Origin of the sequence: Streptomyces sp. MUM 203J, from assembly GCF_022414595.1 — a bacterium.
Lineage (GTDB): Bacteria > Actinomycetota > Actinomycetes > Streptomycetales > Streptomycetaceae > Streptomyces.
Map to the genome: position 1 here is coordinate 38,132 of NZ_JADWYO010000014.1, position 18,351 is coordinate 56,482.

At 72.9% G+C, this 18,351-nt stretch carries 14 protein-coding genes; 6 read left to right on the plus strand and 8 right to left on the minus strand.

Going from position 1 to position 18,351, the window contains the following annotated elements; genetic code table 11:
- Positions 1-15 precede the first annotated feature (15 nt).
- Positions 16-144 carry a hypothetical protein gene (locus tag I3F58_RS29340; RefSeq protein ID WP_275678384.1) on the minus strand — a complete coding sequence of 43 codons (129 nt, stop codon included), beginning with the start codon at positions 142-144 and terminating at the stop codon, positions 16-18.
- Positions 145-149: 5 nt separating this feature from the next.
- Here I3F58_RS29340 and I3F58_RS10610 point away from each other — a divergent pair, with 5 nt between their 5' ends.
- Positions 150-737: a DinB family protein gene (locus I3F58_RS10610; RefSeq protein WP_240108056.1), complete on the plus strand. Its 588-nt coding sequence runs from the start codon at positions 150-152 to the stop codon at positions 735-737.
- A gap of 524 nt (positions 738-1,261) precedes the next feature.
- Here the strand turns inward: I3F58_RS10610 and I3F58_RS10615 are convergent.
- The gene (locus I3F58_RS10615; protein ID WP_240108057.1) at positions 1,262-1,684 is read right to left on the minus strand and encodes a secondary thiamine-phosphate synthase enzyme YjbQ; all 423 of its coding nucleotides are present in this window, start codon (positions 1,682-1,684) and stop codon (positions 1,262-1,264) included.
- A 62-nt stretch (positions 1,685-1,746) separates the two neighbouring features.
- Here I3F58_RS10615 and I3F58_RS10620 point away from each other — a divergent pair, with 62 nt between their 5' ends.
- Positions 1,747-2,844: an NAD(P)-binding domain-containing protein gene (locus I3F58_RS10620; RefSeq protein WP_240108058.1), complete on the plus strand. Its 1,098-nt coding sequence runs from the start codon at positions 1,747-1,749 to the stop codon at positions 2,842-2,844.
- 182 nt (positions 2,845-3,026) lie between these two features.
- Here the strand turns inward: I3F58_RS10620 and mltG are convergent, their stop codons facing one another.
- Both mltG and I3F58_RS10630 read right to left on the minus strand, forming a co-directional pair.
- Positions 3,027-3,872 carry an endolytic transglycosylase MltG gene (gene mltG / locus I3F58_RS10625; RefSeq protein WP_240108059.1) on the minus strand — a complete coding sequence of 282 codons (846 nt, stop codon included), beginning with the start codon at positions 3,870-3,872 and terminating at the stop codon, positions 3,027-3,029.
- A 264-nt stretch (positions 3,873-4,136) separates the two neighbouring features.
- A complete protein-coding gene (locus tag I3F58_RS10630) occupies positions 4,137-6,017 on the minus strand; it encodes an ABC transporter ATP-binding protein (protein ID WP_240108060.1) in 1,881 nt (626 codons plus the stop codon).
- A 312-nt stretch (positions 6,018-6,329) separates the two neighbouring features.
- On the opposite strand from I3F58_RS10630, the gene I3F58_RS10635 reads away from it, so the two are divergent.
- The 3 genes from I3F58_RS10635 to I3F58_RS10645 all read left to right on the plus strand — a co-directional run bounded on the left by I3F58_RS10635 (position 6,330) and on the right by I3F58_RS10645 (position 12,918).
- Positions 6,330-9,227 carry an FAD-binding and (Fe-S)-binding domain-containing protein gene (locus I3F58_RS10635; protein WP_240108061.1) on the plus strand — a complete coding sequence of 966 codons (2,898 nt, stop codon included), beginning with the start codon at positions 6,330-6,332 and terminating at the stop codon, positions 9,225-9,227.
- Positions 9,228-9,358: 131 nt separating this feature from the next.
- Positions 9,359-11,134: an ABC transporter ATP-binding protein gene (locus I3F58_RS10640; protein ID WP_240108062.1), complete on the plus strand. Its 1,776-nt coding sequence runs from the start codon at positions 9,359-9,361 to the stop codon at positions 11,132-11,134.
- Entirely contained in the window at positions 11,131-12,918 is a 1,788-nt protein-coding gene (locus I3F58_RS10645; protein WP_240108063.1) for an ABC transporter ATP-binding protein, read from the plus strand. The genes I3F58_RS10640 and I3F58_RS10645 overlap by 4 nt, the downstream gene beginning before the upstream one ends.
- 89 nt (positions 12,919-13,007) lie before the next feature.
- Here I3F58_RS10645 and I3F58_RS10650 read toward each other — a convergent pair whose 3' ends face one another.
- Positions 13,008-13,802: a metal-dependent hydrolase gene (locus I3F58_RS10650; RefSeq protein ID WP_240108064.1), complete on the minus strand. Its 795-nt coding sequence runs from the start codon at positions 13,800-13,802 to the stop codon at positions 13,008-13,010.
- Positions 13,803-13,924: 122 nt separating this feature from the next.
- On the opposite strand from I3F58_RS10650, the gene I3F58_RS10655 reads away from it, so the two are divergent.
- Complete coding sequence (locus tag I3F58_RS10655; RefSeq protein ID WP_240108065.1) at positions 13,925-16,438, plus strand: RNA helicase; 2,514 nt, start codon at positions 13,925-13,927, stop codon at positions 16,436-16,438.
- 49 nt (positions 16,439-16,487) lie between these two features.
- On the opposite strand, the gene I3F58_RS10660 is transcribed toward I3F58_RS10655, so the two are convergent.
- The 3 genes from I3F58_RS10660 to I3F58_RS10670 form a co-directional block, all read right to left on the minus strand.
- Entirely contained in the window at positions 16,488-16,688 is a 201-nt protein-coding gene (locus I3F58_RS10660) for a DUF6011 domain-containing protein (RefSeq protein ID WP_240108066.1), read from the minus strand.
- Complete coding sequence (locus I3F58_RS10665; RefSeq protein ID WP_240108067.1) at positions 16,685-17,371, minus strand: DUF4389 domain-containing protein; 687 nt, start codon at positions 17,369-17,371, stop codon at positions 16,685-16,687. The genes I3F58_RS10660 and I3F58_RS10665 overlap by 4 nt, the downstream gene beginning before the upstream one ends.
- A 61-nt stretch (positions 17,372-17,432) precedes the next feature.
- The gene (locus I3F58_RS10670; RefSeq protein ID WP_240108068.1) at positions 17,433-18,260 is read right to left on the minus strand and encodes an aldo/keto reductase; all 828 of its coding nucleotides are present in this window, start codon (positions 18,258-18,260) and stop codon (positions 17,433-17,435) included.
- Positions 18,261-18,351: the final 91 nt, after the last annotated feature.

Consider the following 18,351-nt stretch of genomic DNA (forward strand, 5'->3'; position numbering starts at 1 on the left):
GACTCGGAGGGTGTCTCACGTGGCAGGTTTCGCGAGTTCCTTGTAGCAGGTCAGGACGACGGCCATGGCCGGGTCTCGGCTCTGCCAGCCGTTGCGGACCACGTACGGGATCTTGAGACCACGAACAGCCCATGGCAGGCTCATGCCGCATGATCGATGAATTCGCGAAAGGCAACCTGCACGGGAGACTGCGGCGGGACCGCAAGGCACTGCTCTGGAAACTCGACGGCCTGTCCGAATACGACGCCCGCCGACCTTTGACAGCGACCGGGACCAACCTCCTCGGCCTCGTCAAACACGTGGCCACCGTCGAGGCCAGGTACTTCGGCGAGGTCTTCGACCGCCCTTCCCCGGAACCGCTGCCCCGGTGGCAGGACTCCAACGGCAGCGATCTATGGGCGACCGAGGACGAGACCCGCGATCAGATCATCGGGTTCTACCAGCGCACGTGGGAACACTCGGACGCGACAATCAACGAGCTCCCCCTCGACGCCCCCGGCCACGTGCCGTGGTGGCCCGAGCCCTATCTCAACACGAACCTGTTCGCCGTCATGACCCATGCCCTCGGCGAGACCATCCGGCATGCCGGGCACGCCGACATCCTGCGCGAGGGAATCGACGGCCGGACCGGGCTGCGCGCCGAACACGAGAAGCAGATCGACGAGGAAGCCCGTGCAGCCCACTGCGCGAAGATCGAGCAGGCCGCCAGGTCGGCCGCACCGATCAAGGCTTACTGATCGTTTCAGAATTCCGTCGCGCGGAAACGCCAGAGGCCCATGGAACCATCCCCCCAACTACGGGCTCAGGGGAAGATGACGCCGTATGGAACGGGTTGCGGCTGCAAGGGAGTTCGTGCTCGGCTACGTCGACGCTCTTAAGACAGCCGACCACGTTGCGACCGAGCCGGTCGACGGCCGCGGCGGCGAGCCCGTCGTACGTGCCCCGCTCGTCGCGCAGCCACGGGCCGAGCTTCGGACGGGTCATCGGGTCGGTGGCGCCGGACACCTCCCAGCCGTCCGCCCCAGTCGATGACGCGCCCGCCAGCGGCGGCGGCAGCCGTCGGCACGCCCTCCCGCTGCCGCTCGGGCGAGGTCGTGGCGGCCTTGACCCGCGGCAGCCGGCGTACTCCGAGCAGCCACTTTCCGCAGCCGTCGTACGGCCGCTCGATCCCGTCCATGGTCGTACCGCGCATCCTTCTCCCGTTTCGCCGGAGCGCAAGGAGAATCGGCGGCCACATCCAGGACGATCTTGATCGGTCCGATCAGCCCAGGAAGCTCAACCGCACCTGGCGGTCGGGGTTGTCCTTGTTGGTGTCGACCAGGCAGACGGACTGCCAGGTGCCGAGGGCCAGGCGGCCGGCGACGACGGGGAGGGTGGCGTGGGGTGGGACCAGGGCGGGGAGGACGTGGTCGCGGCCGTGTCCGGGGGTGCCGTGGCGGTGCTGCCAGCGGTCGTCGGCGGGGAGCAGGGTGTGGAGGGTGGCGAGCAGGTCGTCGTCGCTGCCGGAGCCTGTCTCCAGGATCGCGATGCCGGTGGTGGCGTGCGGGGCGAAGACGTTCAGCAGGCCGTCCCGGCCCGCGGCGGCCTCGTCGAGGAAGGACTCGGCGGCGGCCGTGAGGTCGTGGACCACCTCGTGGCGGCCGGTGGTGATGTGCAGCGTACGGGTGGTGAAGGCGTCGCTCATGTCTCCATGGTGCCCGTTCCCGGGCCGGGAAGATCCATGACGCTTCCAGAGTTGGTAGAAGCGTGAACGAATTCGGGACGGGTTCCGCGCCGGGACGGGATGTCGATGTGGCCGTGGTGGGGGCCGGGCAGGCCGGGCTGTCCGCCGCGTATCACCTGCGGCGGGAGGCGCTCGTGCCGGACCGGGACTTCGTGGTGCTGGACCACGCGCCCCGGGCGGGCGGCGCCTGGCAGTTCCGCTGGCCCTCGCTGACGTACGGCAGGGTGCACGGGATGCACGCGCTGCCGGGCATGGAGCTGTCCGGGGCGGACGCCGGGCGGCCGTCGGCAGAGGTCGTCGGCGGGTACTTCGCCCGGTACGAGGAGGCCTTCGGGCTGCGGGTGCACCGGCCGGTGCATGTGGCGGCGGTGCGGGAGGGTGAGGGCGGGCGGCTGCGGGTCGAGACCTCGGAGGGGGTGTACTCGGCTCGGGCTCTGATCAACGCGACCGGGACCTGGGACCGCCCGTTCTGGCCGCGCTACCCGGGCCAGGAGACGTTCCGGGGGCGCCAGCTGCACACGGCGCAGTACGCGGGGCCGGAGGAGTTCGCGGGGCTGCGGGTGGTCGTGGTCGGGGGCGGGGCGTCCGGGACTCAGCACCTGCTGGAGATCGCGGAGGTCGCCGAGGAGACCACCTGGGTGACGCGGCGGGAGCCGGTGTGGCGCGAGGGGCCGTTCGGGGAGGCGGAGGGGCGGGCGGCGGTGGCGCTGGTGGAGGAGCGGGTACGGCGCGGGCTGCCGCCGCGGAGCGTGGTGAGCGTGACGGGACTGCCGCTGGACGGCGCGCTGCGGGAGGCGCGGGAGCGGGGGGTGCTGGACCGGCTGCCGGTGTTCGACCGGATCACGCCGGACGGAGTGGCGTGGGACTCGGGGCGGGTGATGGAGGCCGATGTGATCCTGTGGGCCACCGGGTTCCGCGCGGCGCTGGACCATCTGGCTCCGCTGCGGCTGCGGGAGCCGGGGGGCGGGATCCGGATGGACGGGACGCGGGCGGTGCGGGACGGGCGGGTGCAGTTGGTGGGGTACGGGCCGTCGGCCTCGACCGTGGGCGCGAACCGTGCGGGGCGCGCGGCGGTCCGGGAGGTGCTGGACGTGCTGGGCGGGGCCCGGGCGGCGGCGTGACGTCTCGCGTGCCCGGCCGGTGGGGTGCGTGGGTGGCACGCGGGCGGCACGGCGTACCGGGCAGGTTCCGCTCGGGCCGCGGGGCCGGGGTCCTGCCCCGATCGCTTCGCGCGGGGAGACGCCGGGCGGAACGCCGCGCCGTCGGCGCGGCCGGCGGCACCGGCCGGCGCGTCCTCCCGCGCTCAGCTCGCGGTGCGGCGGTGCTCGTTGAATTCGGCGACGTTCCGGGTCTGTTCCGCGTAGCTGTCGGTGAAGCGGGTGTCGCCGGGTCTGACCGTGACGAAGTAGAGCCAGTCGCCAGGGGTGGGGGCGATGGTGGCGTGCATGGCGGCTTCGCCGGGGTTGCCGATGGGGGTGGGCGGGAGGCCGGTGCGGGCGTAGGTGTTGTACGGGCTGTCGATGCGGGTGTCCGCGTGGCTCGTGTCCAGCGTGGAGCGGTTCAGCGCGTAGTTGAGCGTGGAGTCCATCTGGAGGGCCATGCCGAGGGCGAGGCGGTTGTGGATGACGCGGGCGACCTTGCCCATGTCCTCGGCCGTGTCGGCCTCCGCCTGGACGATGCTGGCGATCGCGACCGTCTCGTACAGGCTGTGGTCGTTCCGCTGTACGCCCTTGGTGATGCGGTCGCTGCCGAAGCGCTCCACAGCCGTGCTGACCATGTACCGCAGCAGGCCCTCCGGGGTGGTCGTGTCGTCGATCGGGTACGTCGCCGGGAACAGGAAGCCCTCGGGGTTGCCCCCGGCCGCGGGCGGCAGGCCTGTGGCGAGGGTGCCGGCGGCGGCCCGGGCGGTGCCGGGCGGGGCGTCGAGGGCCTTGTCCACGGCGTCGTAGACCTGGGCGGCGCGCCAGCCCTCGGGGACGACGAGGGTGCGGGTCTCCGGGGGCGGCGGCTCGGGAGGTGCCGTGTCCTTGAGCAGCAGCGGCACCAGGGCGCCGGCCGCGATCAGGGCGAGCGCGGCGGCGAGTACGACGATCCGGCCCCGGCGGGTGAGCCGTGGCCTTCTGTGCAGGTGTCGGGGCGCTCGCCTCATGCACGGCACCCTAGGGTGCGTTCATCCCACTTTCTGATATTTCGGGTGAGTGCCGGTCGAGCCATCACCTAAACGAACGCACGAACGGGCGTTCCCTCGAATGTGTGGCCGCCTCCGGATCCGAGCCGCAGAACGGCTGCTGCGGCTGATGCTTGTGGTGCGCAAGCGGCGGGCTGCAGACCGCTGTTGGCGTTGTCCCGAGGAAAATGACTGCACAAGGAGATCCACGTCCCATGAACCTCATCACCGACCTGCTCGCCGGATTCATCCACTTCGTCGGCTGGCTGGTCTGACGTTCGCCTCGCGCGGCGCCGTCGCTCCCCCGTCCCACGGGAGCGGCGGCGCCGCCGTCGTCGTGTCGCCGTGCACGAGCGCGGCGTACCTGCCGCCCAGGGCCAGCAGTTCGGCATGGGTGCCGCGCTCGATGACGCGGCCCCGGTCGAGGACGACGATCTGGTCCGCGTCCCGGACGGTGGAGAGGCGGTGGGCGATGGTGATGGTGGTGCGGCCCGCCGACAGGGCGTCGACGGCCTGCTGCACGGCGTGCTCGGTGCGGGTGTCCAGCGCGCTGGTGGCCTCGTCCAGGATGAGCACCGGCGGATCGCGCAGGATGGTGCGGGCCAGCGCGAGGCGCTGTTTCTCGCCGCCCGAGAAGCGGTAGCCGCGCTCCCCCACCAGCGTGTCGTACCCGTCCGGGAGTGACGCGATGTGGTCGTGGATCTGCGCGGCCCTGGCGGCGGCCTCGATCTCCGCGCCGGTGGCGTCGGGGCGGGCGAAGCGCAGGTTCTCGGCGACGGAGGCGTGGAAGAGGTACGTCTCCTGGGAGACGACGCCCACCGCGCGGCTGAGACTGTCGAAGTCGAGGTCGCGTACGTCGACGCCGTCGAGTGTGACCCGGCCTCCGGTCACGTCGTAGAGCCGCGGCACCAGGTAGCTGAGGGTGGACTTGCCGGAGCCGGTCGCCCCGACGACGGCGAGGCTGCTGCCGGGCGGGACGGTGATGTCGATGCCGTCGAGCGTGGGGGCGGTCCCGTCCTCGGGGTCGTACCGGAAGCCGACGTTCTCGAAGCGGACCTCGCCGCGGACCTTCTCCAGCCGGACGGGATTCTCGGGCTCGGTGATGTCCACGGGCAGGTCGAGGTACTCGAAGATCCGCTGGAAGAGGGCGAGAGAGGTCTGGATCTGCACGCCGGTGGAGAGCAGGCTGACCGCCGGGCGGAACAGGCCCTGCTGGAGGGAGACGAAGGCGACCAGCGTGCCGATGGAGATGTCCGGCCCGCCGGTCTGGAGGGCGAGCCCGGCGGCCCAGTAGAGCAGCGCGGGCATGGCGGCCATGACGATGCTGACGGACGCCATCCGCCAGCGCCCGGCCATGGAGGCCCGCACCTCCAGGTCGACCAGCCGTTCCGACTCGGCTTCGAAGGAGCGGGTCAGCGAGTCGGCACGGCCCATGGTGCGGCCCAGCAGGATGCCGCTGACGGACAGCGACTCGGTGACGGTCGCGGCCATGGCGGCCATCTGCTTCTGGCGTTGCGTGGTGATCGCCTTGCGTTCCCGGCCGACCCTTCGGCTGATCCACACGAAGAGCGGGAGCAGGGCCAGGGACACACAGGTGAGCCGCCAGTCCAGGGCCAGCATGGCGACGATCGTGGCGACGACGGCGGTGAGGTTGGAGACGAGGGAGGTCGCCGTCGAGGTGACGGTGGCCTGCATGCCGCCGATGTCGTTGGCGATCCTCGACTGCACCTCGCCGGTGCGCGTACGGGTGAAGAAGGCCAGCGGCATCCGCTGGAGCTGCGCGTAGACGGCGGTGCGCAGGTCGTGCATGACGCGCTGGCCGACGGTCGTGGAGATCAGGGTCTGCAGCACGCCGAAGACGCTGGTCACCACCGCCGTGAGGATCATGCCGAGGGCCAGCAGGCTGAGCAGCCCGGTGCGGCGCTCGGGGATCGCCGTGTCCAGGATCTCCCGCAGCAGGAACGGCGAGGCCACCCCGACCAGGGACGCGGCGCCGACCAGCAGGCCGACGACGGCGAGACGGCCGCGGTAGGGGCGGAAGAGCCCCAGGATGCGGCGGATCTGCGCGGGGGGCTGGTCGGGGTCCGGTGGGGGTGGCGTCCAGGTGGACTCGGCGTGGATGCGCATGGCTCCTTCGGGCGGCTCGGGGGTCTCTGCGAGGCTAGCCCACCCGGTGGGGGCGTGCGGTGGGTGAGGCCGGGTGGGCGCTTGCGGCGGGCCCTTCCCCCAGCCCGCCTCTTCCCGGCCGTGGCGGAGCGGACCTCGGCCCGCGGCTCGGGGGCGCCGTCCCGGGCCCTGTCGTCGCGGCGTCGCCGCAGCTTCCCCGAACGCCGGGCGGGCTTGAGGACACGCGACGGGCCTGACGGGCGCCGGACGGGCTGAAACCCCGTCCAGGGGAGATGCTGGGCCTACACGACCGCTCGGCGAGGGGAGTGCGACATGCCGCTGCTGGAGCCGGACCCTGATGCGCTGCGGCACGGGGACCCGGCGCGGGTACCGTTCCCCGACCGGGTGGCCGACCTGACGGCGCACGGGACGCCCTCGCGGCTGCGGGAGGAGCTCAAGGCGGTGTTCGGCGCCGAGCGGGTGCTGTGGCGGGTGCAGGATCTGGTGCGGTACGCGTCGGACGCCAGCCCGTACCGGTTCGTGCCTCAGGTCGTGCTGGTCGCGCAGGACATCGACGACGTGTCGGCCATCCTGTCGTTCGCGCGCGGCAAAGGACGTGAGGTCGTGTTCAGGGCCGCGGGGACCAGTCTCAACGGCCAGGCTCAGGGCGAGGACATCCTGGTGGACGTGCGCCGCCACTGGGAGGGCGTGGAGGTCCTGGACGCCGGGGCGCGGGTGCGGGTGCGGCCCGGGACCACGGTCGGCCGGGTGAACGCCGCGCTCGCCCGGTACGGGCGGGTCCTCGGACCGGATCCGGCGAGCGCGGCCGCCTGCACGGTCGGCGGGGCCGTCGCCAACAACGCCTCCGGCATGACGGCGGGGACCGAGCGGAACGCGTACCGGACGATGGCGTCGGTGACGGCCGTGCTGCCCAGCGGGACCGTCGTCGACACCGGCGACCCCGCCGCCGACGAGGAACTCGCCCGCGCCGAGCCCGTGCTGTGTGCCGCGTTGATGGGCCTCAGGGCGGAGATCGAGGGTGATCCCGCGCTGGCCGCCCGGATCCGCGCCAAGTACGCGATCAAGAACACCAACGGCTACCGGCTGGACGCGTTCCTGGACGGCCGGACGCCCGTGGAGATCCTGCGCGGGCTGATGGTCGGCTCGCAGGGAACGCTCGGGTTCATCGCGGAGGCGGTGTTCGACACGCTGCCGCTGGACCGGGCCGTGTCGGCCGCGCTGCTGCTCTTCCCGTCGCTGCCTGACGCCGCGGCGGCCGTGCCGAGCCTGGCCGAGGCCGGTGCCGCGGCCGTGGAGCTGATGGACGGCGCCTCCCTGCGGGACGGCTGGCCGGGACTGCCCCGGGACGCGGCAGCGCTGCTGGTGGAGCTGCGGGCGGCGGACGAGTCCGCCCTGGAGGTGCTGCAGCGGGTCGCCACCGCGGTGGTGGAGAGGCTGGGGGCGGACGCCGTGCAGGGGTTCACCCGGGATCCCGCGGCCGTCGCCCGGCTGTGGTCCGCCCGGCGGGGGTTCGCCGCCGCCGTCGGCGGTTCCCGGCCCTCCGGTACGACCCTGATCACCGAGGAGTTCGCGGTGCCGCCGCACCGGCTCGCGGAGGCCTGCGAGGCGCTCCGGAAGCTCCAGGCCGAGCACGGCTTCGACGCGGCCGTGGCCGGGCACGCCGCCCACGGCAACCTGCACTTCCTGCTGGCCTTCGACCCGGCGGACCCGGCCGACGTGGACCGATACGCCGCGTTCATGGAGGCCTTCTGCCGGATGGTGGTGGAGCGGTTCGACGGCTCGCTGAAGGCCGAGCACGCCACGGGGCGGAACATCGCCCCGTTCCTGGAGCTGGAGTGGGGGCCGAGGGCGACCGAGCTGATGTGGCGGACCAAGCAGGCCTTCGACCCGGACGGGGTGCTGGCACCCCGGGTCGTCCTGGACCGGGACCCGCGCGGCCACCTGCGGGGACTGAAGTCCGTCCCGGCGGTGGGCGACCTCACGGACCCGTGCATCGAGTGCGGGTTCTGCGAACCGGTCTGCCCCAGCCGCGATCTGACGACCACTCCGCGCCAGCGCATCGCGCTGCGCCGGGAGATGGCCCGGCAGGGGCACGGCTCCCCCGTGGAGACGGCGCTTGCCGAGTCGTACGGCTACGAGGCGGTCGACACCTGCGCGGTGGAGGGCTCCTGCGGTCTGGCCTGCCCGGTGGGCATCGACACGGGGGCGCTGATGAAGCGGCTGCGGCACGCCCGGCACTCGGAGCGCGAGGAACGGGCCGCCGCGCTGGCCGCGCGGAACTTCGCGTCCGTGGAGGCGGCGGCGCGAAGCGCGGTGGCGGCGGCGCACCGGGCCGGGCGGCTGACGGGCGACCGGCTGCCGCAGGCCGTGACGGGGGCGCTGCGCTGGTTCGTACGGCCGGACCTCGTCCCGGAGTGGCTGCCGGAGCTGCCCGGTGCCGCCGCGCCCGAGCTGCCGCGGACCGAGCGGGAGGGTGCGGCCGCCGTGTACTTCCCGGCCTGTGTGAACCGGATCTTCGGCGGGCCGCCGGAGGAGGTGGGGCCGTCGCTGCCGGAGGCCGTGGTGGCGCTGTCGGAGCGGGCCGGGCTGCCGGTGTGGATCCCCGAGGACGTGCGGGGCACGTGCTGCGCCACGATCTGGGCGTCCAAGGGGTACGCGGAGGGCGCGGCCGTCATGGCGGAGCGGGTGGTGGAGGCCGCCTGGGGCTGGACCGAGGGCGGGCGGCTGCCGCTGGTGGTGGACGCCTCGTCGTGCGCCCTGGGACTGGGCCCGGAGCTGGTGCCGCACCTGAGCGGGCGGGCCCGGGAACTGCACGGCGAGCTGACCGTGCTGGATGCCACGGTGTGGGCGGCGGACCGGCTGCTGCCCCGGCTGGCGGTACGGCGCCGCGTGGCGTCGGCCGTGGTGCACCCGACGTGTGCGGCGCGGCGCCTCGGCGCGGAGGACCGGCTGTCCGCGCTGGCGGCGGTGTGCGCGCGGGAGGTGGTCGTCCCGGACGACGCGGGGTGCTGCGCCTTCGCGGGCGACCGGGGGCTGCTGCACCGGGAGCTGACGGAGGCGGCGACGGCCCGGGAGGCGGTCGAGGTGACGGCCCGGGCGTTCGACGTGTACCTGTCCGCGGGGCGGATGTGCGAGACCGGGATGCGGCATGCGACGGGCCGCCCGTACCGTTCGGTGCTGGTGGAGCTGGAACGGGCGACCCGGCCCTGAGGGCCCGTCAGCGGAAGGCGCGTTCGGGCGGCGGGTGCCGGTGTTCCCGGTGCGAAAACCGTTTGCCCCGGGCGGGGTGGCGGCGCGAACCTTGCACGGCTTCGCCCCTTCCACGAGATATCCGGGACTCCATGCAGATCCGTCATCTTCCGTACCAGGACCCCGGCGAACCCGACGTCCGCTCGGGCACCCGGCTGCTGGTCTGGCTGGGCCGCCGGCAGTGGGGCGGCCAGCTGGCCGCCCTGTGCTGGGGTCTGGTCATGCAGCTCGGCATCACGACCCTGCCGCTGGGCGTGGGCCTGGCCGTCCAGGCCGTCGTGGACGGGTCGGGCGGCGGGCTGGCCGTGGCCTGCGGGATCCTCGCCGTCCAGGGCGTCGTCATCGCGGTCTCCGACGGGCTGCTGCACCGTGCCGCCGTCACCAACTGGATCACCGCCGCCGCGCGGGTGCAGCAGCTGCTGGCCCGGAAGACGGCCGAGCTGGGCGCGGTGCTGACCCGCAGGGTGGCGGCGGGCGAGGTGGTCGCCGTCTCGACCGCCGACGTGGAGAAGATCGGCTGGTTCGTGGAGGTGCTGTCCCGGTTCGCGGCGGCCGCGCTGACACTGCTCGCGGTGTGCGTGGGCCTGGTGCTGTACCAGCCGGAACTGGGCCTGCCGGTCGCCCTGTGTCTGCCGCTGCTGGCGGTCGCGCCGCTGCCGCTGCTGCCGCACGCGACCCGGCGGGCCGACACGCAGCGGGAGAAGGCGGGCCGGGCGACCGAGCTGGCCTCGGACACGGTCGCGGGCCTGCGGGTGCTGCGCGGTATCGGCGGTGAGGAGCTGTTCCTGGACCGGTACCGGAAGGCGTCCCAGGAGGTGCGGGCCGCCGCCGTGCGCAGTGCCCGGTCCTGGGCGCTGATCGCGGCGGTGCAGGTGGTGCTGCCGGGGCTGCTGCTGATCGGCGTGGTGGCGTACGGGGCGAAGCTCGCACTGGACGGGCGGATCACGGCCGGTGAGCTGGTGACCGTGTACGGCGCGGTGATGCTGACGCAGTATCCGCTGCGCGGCTTCGAGGAGCTGGCCATGGCCTACTCGTTCTCCCGTCCGTCGGCCACGCGCGCGGCGCGGGTCCTGGCCCTCTCCCGCACGGACCGGCCCACCGTGCCGGTATCCCCCGGCGGGGAGGCCCCGGGCGGGGACCTGTACGACCCGGCGTCCGGTCTCCTTGCACCCGGCGGGCTCATGACGGCGGTGGTGTGCGGCGATCCGGACGCGGCGGGCCGCCTCGCGGACCGGCTCGGAGGGCATCCGGCGGGGGAGGATGCCGACGCGGGGGAGCACGTGTCCGTGCTGCTCGGCGGGGTGCCGTTGGACGGGCTGGCCCTGGAGGCGGCCCGTACCGCCGTGCTGGTCCAGGACAAGGACCCGGTCCTGTTGTCGGGCACCCTGCGGGAGTTGCTGGATGTGCCGTCGTCCGGGGCCGTGAGCGCGCGGGAGGCCTTGGCGGCCGCGCAGTGCGGGGATGTGCTGGCGGCGTTGGCGCAGGGGTCGCCGGACCCGGACGGGGAGCCCGCGGACGCACGGATCACCGAGCGGGGCCGGTCGCTGTCGGGCGGTCAGCGGCAGCGGCTCGCGCTGGCCCGGTCACTGGTCACGGACCCGGAGGTGCTGGTGCTGGACGAGCCGACGTCGGCCGTGGACTCGCACACCGAGGCCCGGGTCGCCGCCGGGGTGCGGCGGCTGCGGGCGGGACGTACGACGGTGGTGTTCACCTCGTCGCCGCTGCTGCTGGACCGGGCCGACCGCGTGGTGCTCGTCCGTGACGGCACGGCTGCCGCGACCGGCACCCACCGTGAACTGCTGCTGTCCGACCCCGTGTACCGCGCCGTGGTGTCCCGCGCGCCCGTTCCCGCCGAGGAGTCCGCATGATCGGCCTGGCACCCCCGGAGTACGACCCGGCGGCTCCTCGGTCCGCGACGACCCTGCCCGTGGGCTCGCCCACCACCGTCCGCTCGTACGCGCGGGCCCTGCTGCGCCGCCATCGCAGGGCGTTCGCCCTGCTGGTGGGGGTGAACACGGTCGCGGTCGTCGCGTCGATGACCGGTCCGTATCTGCTCGGCGCGCTGGTGGACCGGATCGCGACGGGGACGCGTGAGCTGCATCCGGAGCGGATGCTGGCCCTGTTCGCACTGGCCCTGCTGGTGCAGGCGGTGTTCATGCGGCTGGTGCGGCTGCGTGGGGCCATGCTCGGTGAGGAGATGCTGGCCGATCTGCGCGAGGACTTCCTCGTGCGGTCGGTACGGCTGCCGCCCGGGGTGCTGGAGCGGGCCGGGACGGGTGACCTGCTGTCCCGGATCACCACGGACGTGGACCGGCTGGCGGAGGCGATGCGCAAGGCCGTGCCGGAGCTGGCCGTGGGCGTGGTGTGGGTCGCGCTGCTGCTCGGCGGCATGGCGGCCGTCGCGCCGCCCCTGGCGCTGGCCGCGGTGGTGGCGGCGCCGCTGCTGCTGGCCGGTGCCCGCTGGTACTTCCGGCGCGCCCCGGCGGCGTACCGCTCCGAGGCCGCCGGATACGCGGCGGTCGCGGCGGCGCTGGCGGAGACGGTGGACGCGGGCCGCACGGTGGAGGCGCACCGGCTGGGTGCCCGGCGGGTGGCGCTGTCGGAGCGGCGGATCCGGGAGTGGACCGCCTGGGAACGCTACACCCTGTATCTGCGGACCGTGTTCCTGCCGGTCATCAGCCTCACGCACGCCGTGGTGCTGGTGGCGGTGCTGCTGATCGGCGGTGTGCTGGTGCTGCACGGCCGGCTCGACGTCGGCCAGCTCACCACGGGGGCGCTGCTGGCGCAGATGCTGGTCGACCCGATCGGGATCGTCATCCGCTGGTACGACGAACTCCAGGTCGCACAGGTGTCGCTGGCGCGGCTGGTGGGCGTGCGCGAGGTGGAAGCGGACGCGGGTGACGGAGCCGTACGCCCGGAGGGGCGGGACGTGCGGGCGGACGAGGTGCGGTTCGGGTACCGGGAGGGCGTGGACGTGCTGCACACGGTGTCACTGACGGTGGCCCCGGGTACGCGGCTGGCCCTGGTGGGCCCCTCGGGTGCGGGCAAGTCGACGCTGGGGCGGCTGCTGGCCGGGATCTACGCGCCGGGCTCCGGGCGGGTCACACTGGGCGCGGCGGAGCTGGCCCGGATGCCGGCCGAGCGGGTGCGGGAGCATGTGGCGCTGGTGAACCAGGAGCACCATGTGTTCGTCGGGTCGCTGCGGGACAACCTGCGGCTGGCGCGGGCGGGCGCGGAGGACGGGGAGCTGTGGGCGGCGCTGCACGCGGTGGGCGCCGACGCCTGGGCGCGGGGGCTGCCGGAGGAGCTGGACACCGAGGTCGGTTCCGGCGGCCGGGCGCTGACCCCGGCGCAGGCGCAGCAGGTGGCGCTGGCCCGGCTGGTGCTGGCGGACCCGCACACACTGGTCCTGGACGAGGCGACGTCGCTGCTGGATCCGCGGGCGGCGCGGCATCTGGAGCGGTCGCTGGGGCGGGTGCTGGAGGGGCGCACGGTGGTCGCGATCGCGCACCGGCTGCACACGGCGCACGACGCGGACCTGATCGCGGTGGTGGAGGACGGCCGGATCGCCGAGCTGGGCACCCATGACGAGCTGGTCGCGACGGGCGGTGCGTACGCGGCGCTGTGGCGGTCCTGGCACGGGGACGGGTGAGCTGCGGAACGCGACGTGAGGGGCGGCCGACCTCGGGTCGGCCGCCCCTCACGCATCCGGTGCCGGTGATGTGTCCGCAGTATCCGGGCTCAGAGCGTGGCGTTGAGGGCCACCGCCCCGCCCACACCGCCGAGGATCATGAACGCGGGCATCAGCACCCGGACCTCCACCCAGGCACCCGCCTTGAAGCGCATGGCCTTGGGCGGGCCGACCGGGTACCAGCGCTTGCGGCCGACGGGGATGGGCCACAGGACCGGGCAGCCGGACACGGTCAGCGCGTCCCCGATGTCATGGACGAGCGCGCCCAGCACGATGGGCAGCCCCAGCCACAGGTACTCCTGGCCGGGCGCCTCGAAGAGCCAGTTCGCCCCGTTGCCGGGCTGGTCCAGTATGCTGGCGAGGATCCAGGCGCTCGTCGCGCCGAGCAGCCACACCAGCACGTCGCTGGAGACCCGGGCCGCCCGCCACAGCAGCCCTTCCACGGCCAGCACCAGGTGCACGAACAGGATCGCGAGGACCGCCCAGCGGCCACCCAGGTAGGCGATCCCGGAGAACCCCGCACCCACCGCCACGGCCCAGGCCCAGGTATGGGTGAGGGTGCGGTGGCCGCCCCGCTTGTTCGGGTCGCCGGGCTTGCGGGTCGCCTTGTAGACCGCGTGCGACAGCCTGTCGACGATCTCGCAGAGCCAGCGGGACAGCGGTCCGAAGGCGCGCGAGATCGTCGCGGACTTGTGGTCGAGGTCGGGAGCGAGGGCCGCTCCGGCGCAGATCAGCGCGCCGACGACGAGCACGGGCCATGGCATCGGGTGGCCGGCGGCCGCGGTCGCGGCACCCACCCCCAGCCAGGCTGCCGCGCCGGAGAGAGAGTGCGCCGGTCCCATCATGGTGTGTGCCCGCCCCCAGTGTTCGTGCCGTGTAGCCGAGTTGACGGCACAGGGTACCGCCCGTGATCTTCGGCCCGGTGCCCGGTTCCCCTTTCACAGGGGAAGGCAGGCAAGATGGAGGCGTGACCCTTATCGATCAGCTCCCGCAGTCCGCCGATCCCGATGCCCTCTTCGAGGCCTTCTCGTCCTGGGCGGAGGGCCGGGGCATCAGCCTCTACCCGGCCCAGGAGGAGGCGCTGATCGAGGTGGTCTCCGGCGCCAACGTGATCCTCTCGACCCCCACCGGCTCCGGCAAGAGCCTGGTCGCGGCGGGTGCCCACTTCACGGCGCTGGCCAACGACCAGGTCACCTTCTACACCGCGCCGATCAAGGCGCTGGTGTCGGAGAAGTTCTTCGACCTGTGCAAGCTGTTCGGTACCGAGAACGTGGGCATGCTGACCGGCGACGCGTCCGTGAACGCCGACGCGCCCGTCATCTGCTGTACGGCGGAGGTGCTGGCGTCGATCGCGCTGCGGGACGGCAAGGACGCCGACATCGGCCAGGTCGTGATGGACGAGTTCCACTTCTACGCCGAACCGGACCGGGGCTGGGCCTGGCAGATCCCGCTGCTGGAGCTGCCGCAGGCGCAGTTCGTCCTCATGTCCGCGACGCTCGGTGACGTCTCGATGTTCGAGAAGGACCTGACGCGCCGCACCGGCCGCCCCACCGCCACGGTCCGGTCCGCGACCCGCCCGGTGCCGTTGTCGTACGAGTACCGGACCACACCGATCACGGAGACGCTGACCGAGCTGCTCCAGACCAGGCAGGCGCCGGTCTACATCGTGCACTTCACGCAGGCGGCGGCCGTCGAGCGGGCGCAGTCGCTGATGAGCATCAACATGTGCACGCGTGAGGAGAAGGACCAGATCGCCGAGCTCATCGGCAACTTCCGCTTCACCACCAAGTTCGGCCGCAACCTGTCGCGTTACGTCCGGCACGGGATCGGGGTGCACCACGCGGGCATGCTGCCCAAGTACCGCCGCCTGGTGGAGAAGCTGGCGCAGGCCGGTCTGCTGAAGGTGATCTGCGGGACGGACACGCTCGGCGTCGGGGTCAACGTCCCCATCCGTACGGTGCTGTTCACGGCGCTGACGAAGTACGACGGGAACCGGGTGCGGACGCTGCGGGCGCGCGAGTTCCACCAGATCGCGGGCCGCGCGGGGCGGGCGGGCTTCGACACGTCCGGGTTCGTGGTGGCGCAGGCACCCGAGCACGTCATCGAGAACGAGAAGGCGCTCGCGAAGGCGGGGGACGATCCGAAGAAGCGCCGCAAGGTGGTGCGGAAGAAGGCGCCGGAGGGCTTCGTCAACTGGTCGCAGAACACCTTCGAGAAGCTGATCGCGTCCGAGCCGGAGCCGCTGACCTCCCGCTTCCGGGTCACACACACCATGCTGCTGTCGGTGATCGCCCGCCCGGGCAACGCCTTCGAGGCGATGCGGCGGCTTCTGGAGGACAACCACGAGCCGCGGAGGAACCAGCTCCGCCACATCCGCCGGGCCATCGCCATCTACCGCTCGCTGCTGGACGGCGGCGTGGTGGAGCAGCTGGACACCCCGGACGCGGAGGGCCGCACGATCCGGCTGACCGTGGACCTCCAGCAGGACTTCGCCCTCAACCAGCCGCTGTCGACGTTCGCGCTGGCCGCGTTCGACCTCCTGGACCCGGAGTCCCCGTCGTACGCGCTCGACATGGTGTCGGTCGTCGAGTCCACGCTGGACGACCCCCGGCAGATCCTGGCCGCCCAGCAGAACAAGGCGCGCGCCGAGGCGGTCTCCGCGATGAAGGCGGACGGCGTCGAGTACGAGGAGCGCATGGAGCGGCTCCAGGACGTCACCTACCCGAAGCCGCTGGACGAGCTGCTGTGGCACGCCTACGGCACCTACCGGAAGTCGCACCCGTGGGTGGGCGACCACCCGGTGTCCCCCAAGTCGGTGATCCGGGACATGTACGAACGGGCGCTGTCCTTCACCGAGTTCACGTCGTTCTACGAACTGGCCCGCACCGAGGGCATCGTGCTGCGCTATCTGGCGGGCGCGTACAAGGCGCTGGACCACACGATCCCCGACGACCTGAAGACCGAGGACCTGGAGGACCTGATCGCCTGGATGGGCGAGATGGTGCGGCAGGTCGACTCCAGCCTGCTGGACGAGTGGGAGCAGCTGGCCAACCCGGAGGTGGAGACCGCGGAGCAGGCGCAGGAGAAGGCCGACCAGGTCAGGCCGGTCACGGCCAACGCCCGTGCGTTCCGGGTGCTGGTGCGTAACGCGATGTTCCGACGGGTGGAGCTGGCCGCGCTGGACGACGTGGACGAGCTGGGCGAGATGGACGGCGAGTCCGGCTGGGACGCCGACCGGTGGGGCGAGGTACTGGACCGGTACTGGGACGAGTACGAGGACCTGGGCACCGGCCCGGACGCCCGGGGCCCGAAGCTGCTGTCCATCGAGGAGGACGGGCAGCACGGGCTGTGGCGCGTCCGCCAGACCTTCGCGGACCCGGCCGGTGACCACGACTGGGGCATCAGCGCGGAGGTGGACCTGGCCGCGTCGGACGAGGAAGGGCGGGCGGTCGTCCGCGTGACGGACGTGGGCCCGTTCTGACGCGTGCGCCGGGCCCTTCCGGGAGCTCTGCCCCCGGGCCTGGCCCGGCTCACAGCCCGGGCAGCGGCTCCTGGGCCACCTCGTGGCGCCGCGCCCGCACCTCCGCCCGCGCCGGGTGCAGCTTCGCGTCGCAGGAGGGGCCCAGGCCGCTGCGCCGGGAGGCCCGTCCTGTGAGTGGCCGGCCGCACAGTCGGCACCGCATGGGGCGCAGGGCCGGATCGTCGCCGTCCGGCAGGAGGTGGTCGGTCATACGGCCTTTTCTACCCCGGCGGGTCCGTTCGGGTCCTCCCCGCCCTGGTCCAGCCGGAACGGCGGGTACGCGTCCGTCATGAGGCTCGCGTACGCGACGACCCGCATCACCCAGCGGTTCAGGCCGATGACGAGGTCGAAGATGCCGGGCGGGTAGCGGTCGGTGAAGGCGAGGGCGAAGCCGGCGATCAGGACCAGCAGCAGGATGAGCCCGCCGCTCGCCCACCCCATGCGCCCGCCCCCGGCGAAGAACCCGACGATCAGGTAGTGCGGGATGGCCAGCAGCCACCACTTGACCAGCACCGTCGAGCGGGACAGCCGCTCGGGGTAGGCGATGTCGAGGCGGGCCGGGTAGTCGGGCTCGGGACCCAGGCTGAACGGCGGGTAGCGGTCGGTGCCGAGGCCGCCGTACGTGTAGTAGCTGACACGCCAGGACCAGCGCAGCACGCCCAGGTTGAAGTCGAACAGGGCGCGCGGGTAGCGCTCGGTGAACAGGATCGCGAAGAACGCGATGACCGCGACCACGAAGAACGCGATCCAGAGGAACGTCAGCAGGATGTAGTGCGGGATCGCGAGGATCCACTTCACCAGCCACAGCCAGCGCGACAGCGGGGTGTCGAGGCGGGCGGCGACGGTGACGGAGGCGTACGGGGTGACCGCAGCCGGGGAGACAGCAGCGTTCATGATCACCAGCATCCCACCGGACTCCGGGAGCTGCCACCGGAGCCCGGTGCGCTGCCGGGCGTCAGCCGAAGTGGGCCGGGTCCGGCCCGAGCCGCCTTCCCTCGTCGAGGGCGGCGAACGCGGCGAGGTCGTCGGCATCCAGCTCGAAGCCGAAGACCTCGATGTTCTCCTCGATGCGGGAGGGCGTCACCGACTTGGGGATGACGATGTTGCCGAGCTGGAGGTGCCAGCGCAGCACCGCCTGGGCCGGGGTGCGTCCGTGCTTGCGGGCGATCTCGACGACCGCGGGCAGCTCCAGCAGGCCCCGGCCCTGGCCGAGCGGCGACCACGCCTCGGTGGCGATGCCGTGGCGGGCGTGGAAGGCGCGGGTCTCGGCCTGGGCGAGCTGCGGGTGCAGCTCGATCTGGTTGACCGCGGGCACGACGGACGTGGCGTCCATCAGCCGCTCCAGGTGCTCGGGGAGGAAGTTGGACACCCCGATCGCCTTCGCGCGACCGTCCGCGAGGATCTTCTCCAGCGCCCTGTACGTGTCGATGTACGCGCCCTTGGCCGGGACCGGCCAGTGGATCAGGTACAGGTCGACATGGTCGAGGCCGAGCCGCTCCAGGGAGGCGTCGAAGGCACGCAGCGTGGAGTCGTGGCCCTGCTCGCCGTTCCAGAGCTTCGTCGTCACGAACAGCTCGTCGCGGGGGATGCCGGAGGCGGCGACGGCCTGGCCGGTACCGCGCTCGTTGTCGTACACGGCGGCCGTGTCGATGCTGCGGTAACCGGCCTCCAGGGCCTTGCCGACAGCGGTGGCGGCCTGGTCGTCCGGGACCTGCCAGACGCCGAAGCCGAGCTGGGGCATCGCGGTGCCGTTGTTGAGCGTGAGGGACGGGACCTTGGTCACGTGGGGTGGATCCTTGCGTCGTCGGTCGGTGCTTCGTTCAGCTGAAGGTTGAACCGTCATCCACCGGAGATCATTCCCGGTCGCACGCCCG

What these genes read in the sequence shown, in the direction of transcription:
- I3F58_RS10650 (WP_240108064.1), bottom strand. Translation starts at nt 13,802, where the DNA reads ATGATGGGACCGGCGCACTCTCTCTCCGGCGCGGCAGCCTGGCTGGGG.
- I3F58_RS29340 (WP_275678384.1), bottom strand. Translation starts at nt 144, where the DNA reads ATGAGCCTGCCATGGGCTGTTCGTGGTCTCAAGATCCCGTACGTGGTC.
- I3F58_RS10615 (WP_240108057.1), bottom strand. Translation starts at nt 1,684, where the DNA reads ATGAGCGACGCCTTCACCACCCGTACGCTGCACATCACCACCGGCCGC.
- I3F58_RS10630 (WP_240108060.1), bottom strand. Translation starts at nt 6,017, where the DNA reads ATGCGCATCCACGCCGAGTCCACCTGGACGCCACCCCCACCGGACCCC.
- I3F58_RS10645 (WP_240108063.1), top strand. Translation starts at nt 11,131, where the DNA reads ATGATCGGCCTGGCACCCCCGGAGTACGACCCGGCGGCTCCTCGGTCC.
- I3F58_RS10640 (WP_240108062.1), top strand. Translation starts at nt 9,359, where the DNA reads ATGCAGATCCGTCATCTTCCGTACCAGGACCCCGGCGAACCCGACGTC.
- mltG (WP_240108059.1), bottom strand. Translation starts at nt 3,872, where the DNA reads ATGAGGCGAGCGCCCCGACACCTGCACAGAAGGCCACGGCTCACCCGC.
- I3F58_RS10610 (WP_240108056.1), top strand. Translation starts at nt 150, where the DNA reads ATGATCGATGAATTCGCGAAAGGCAACCTGCACGGGAGACTGCGGCGG.
- I3F58_RS10635 (WP_240108061.1), top strand. Translation starts at nt 6,330, where the DNA reads ATGCCGCTGCTGGAGCCGGACCCTGATGCGCTGCGGCACGGGGACCCG.
- I3F58_RS10665 (WP_240108067.1), bottom strand. Translation starts at nt 17,371, where the DNA reads ATGAACGCTGCTGTCTCCCCGGCTGCGGTCACCCCGTACGCCTCCGTC.
- I3F58_RS10660 (WP_240108066.1), bottom strand. Translation starts at nt 16,688, where the DNA reads ATGACCGACCACCTCCTGCCGGACGGCGACGATCCGGCCCTGCGCCCC.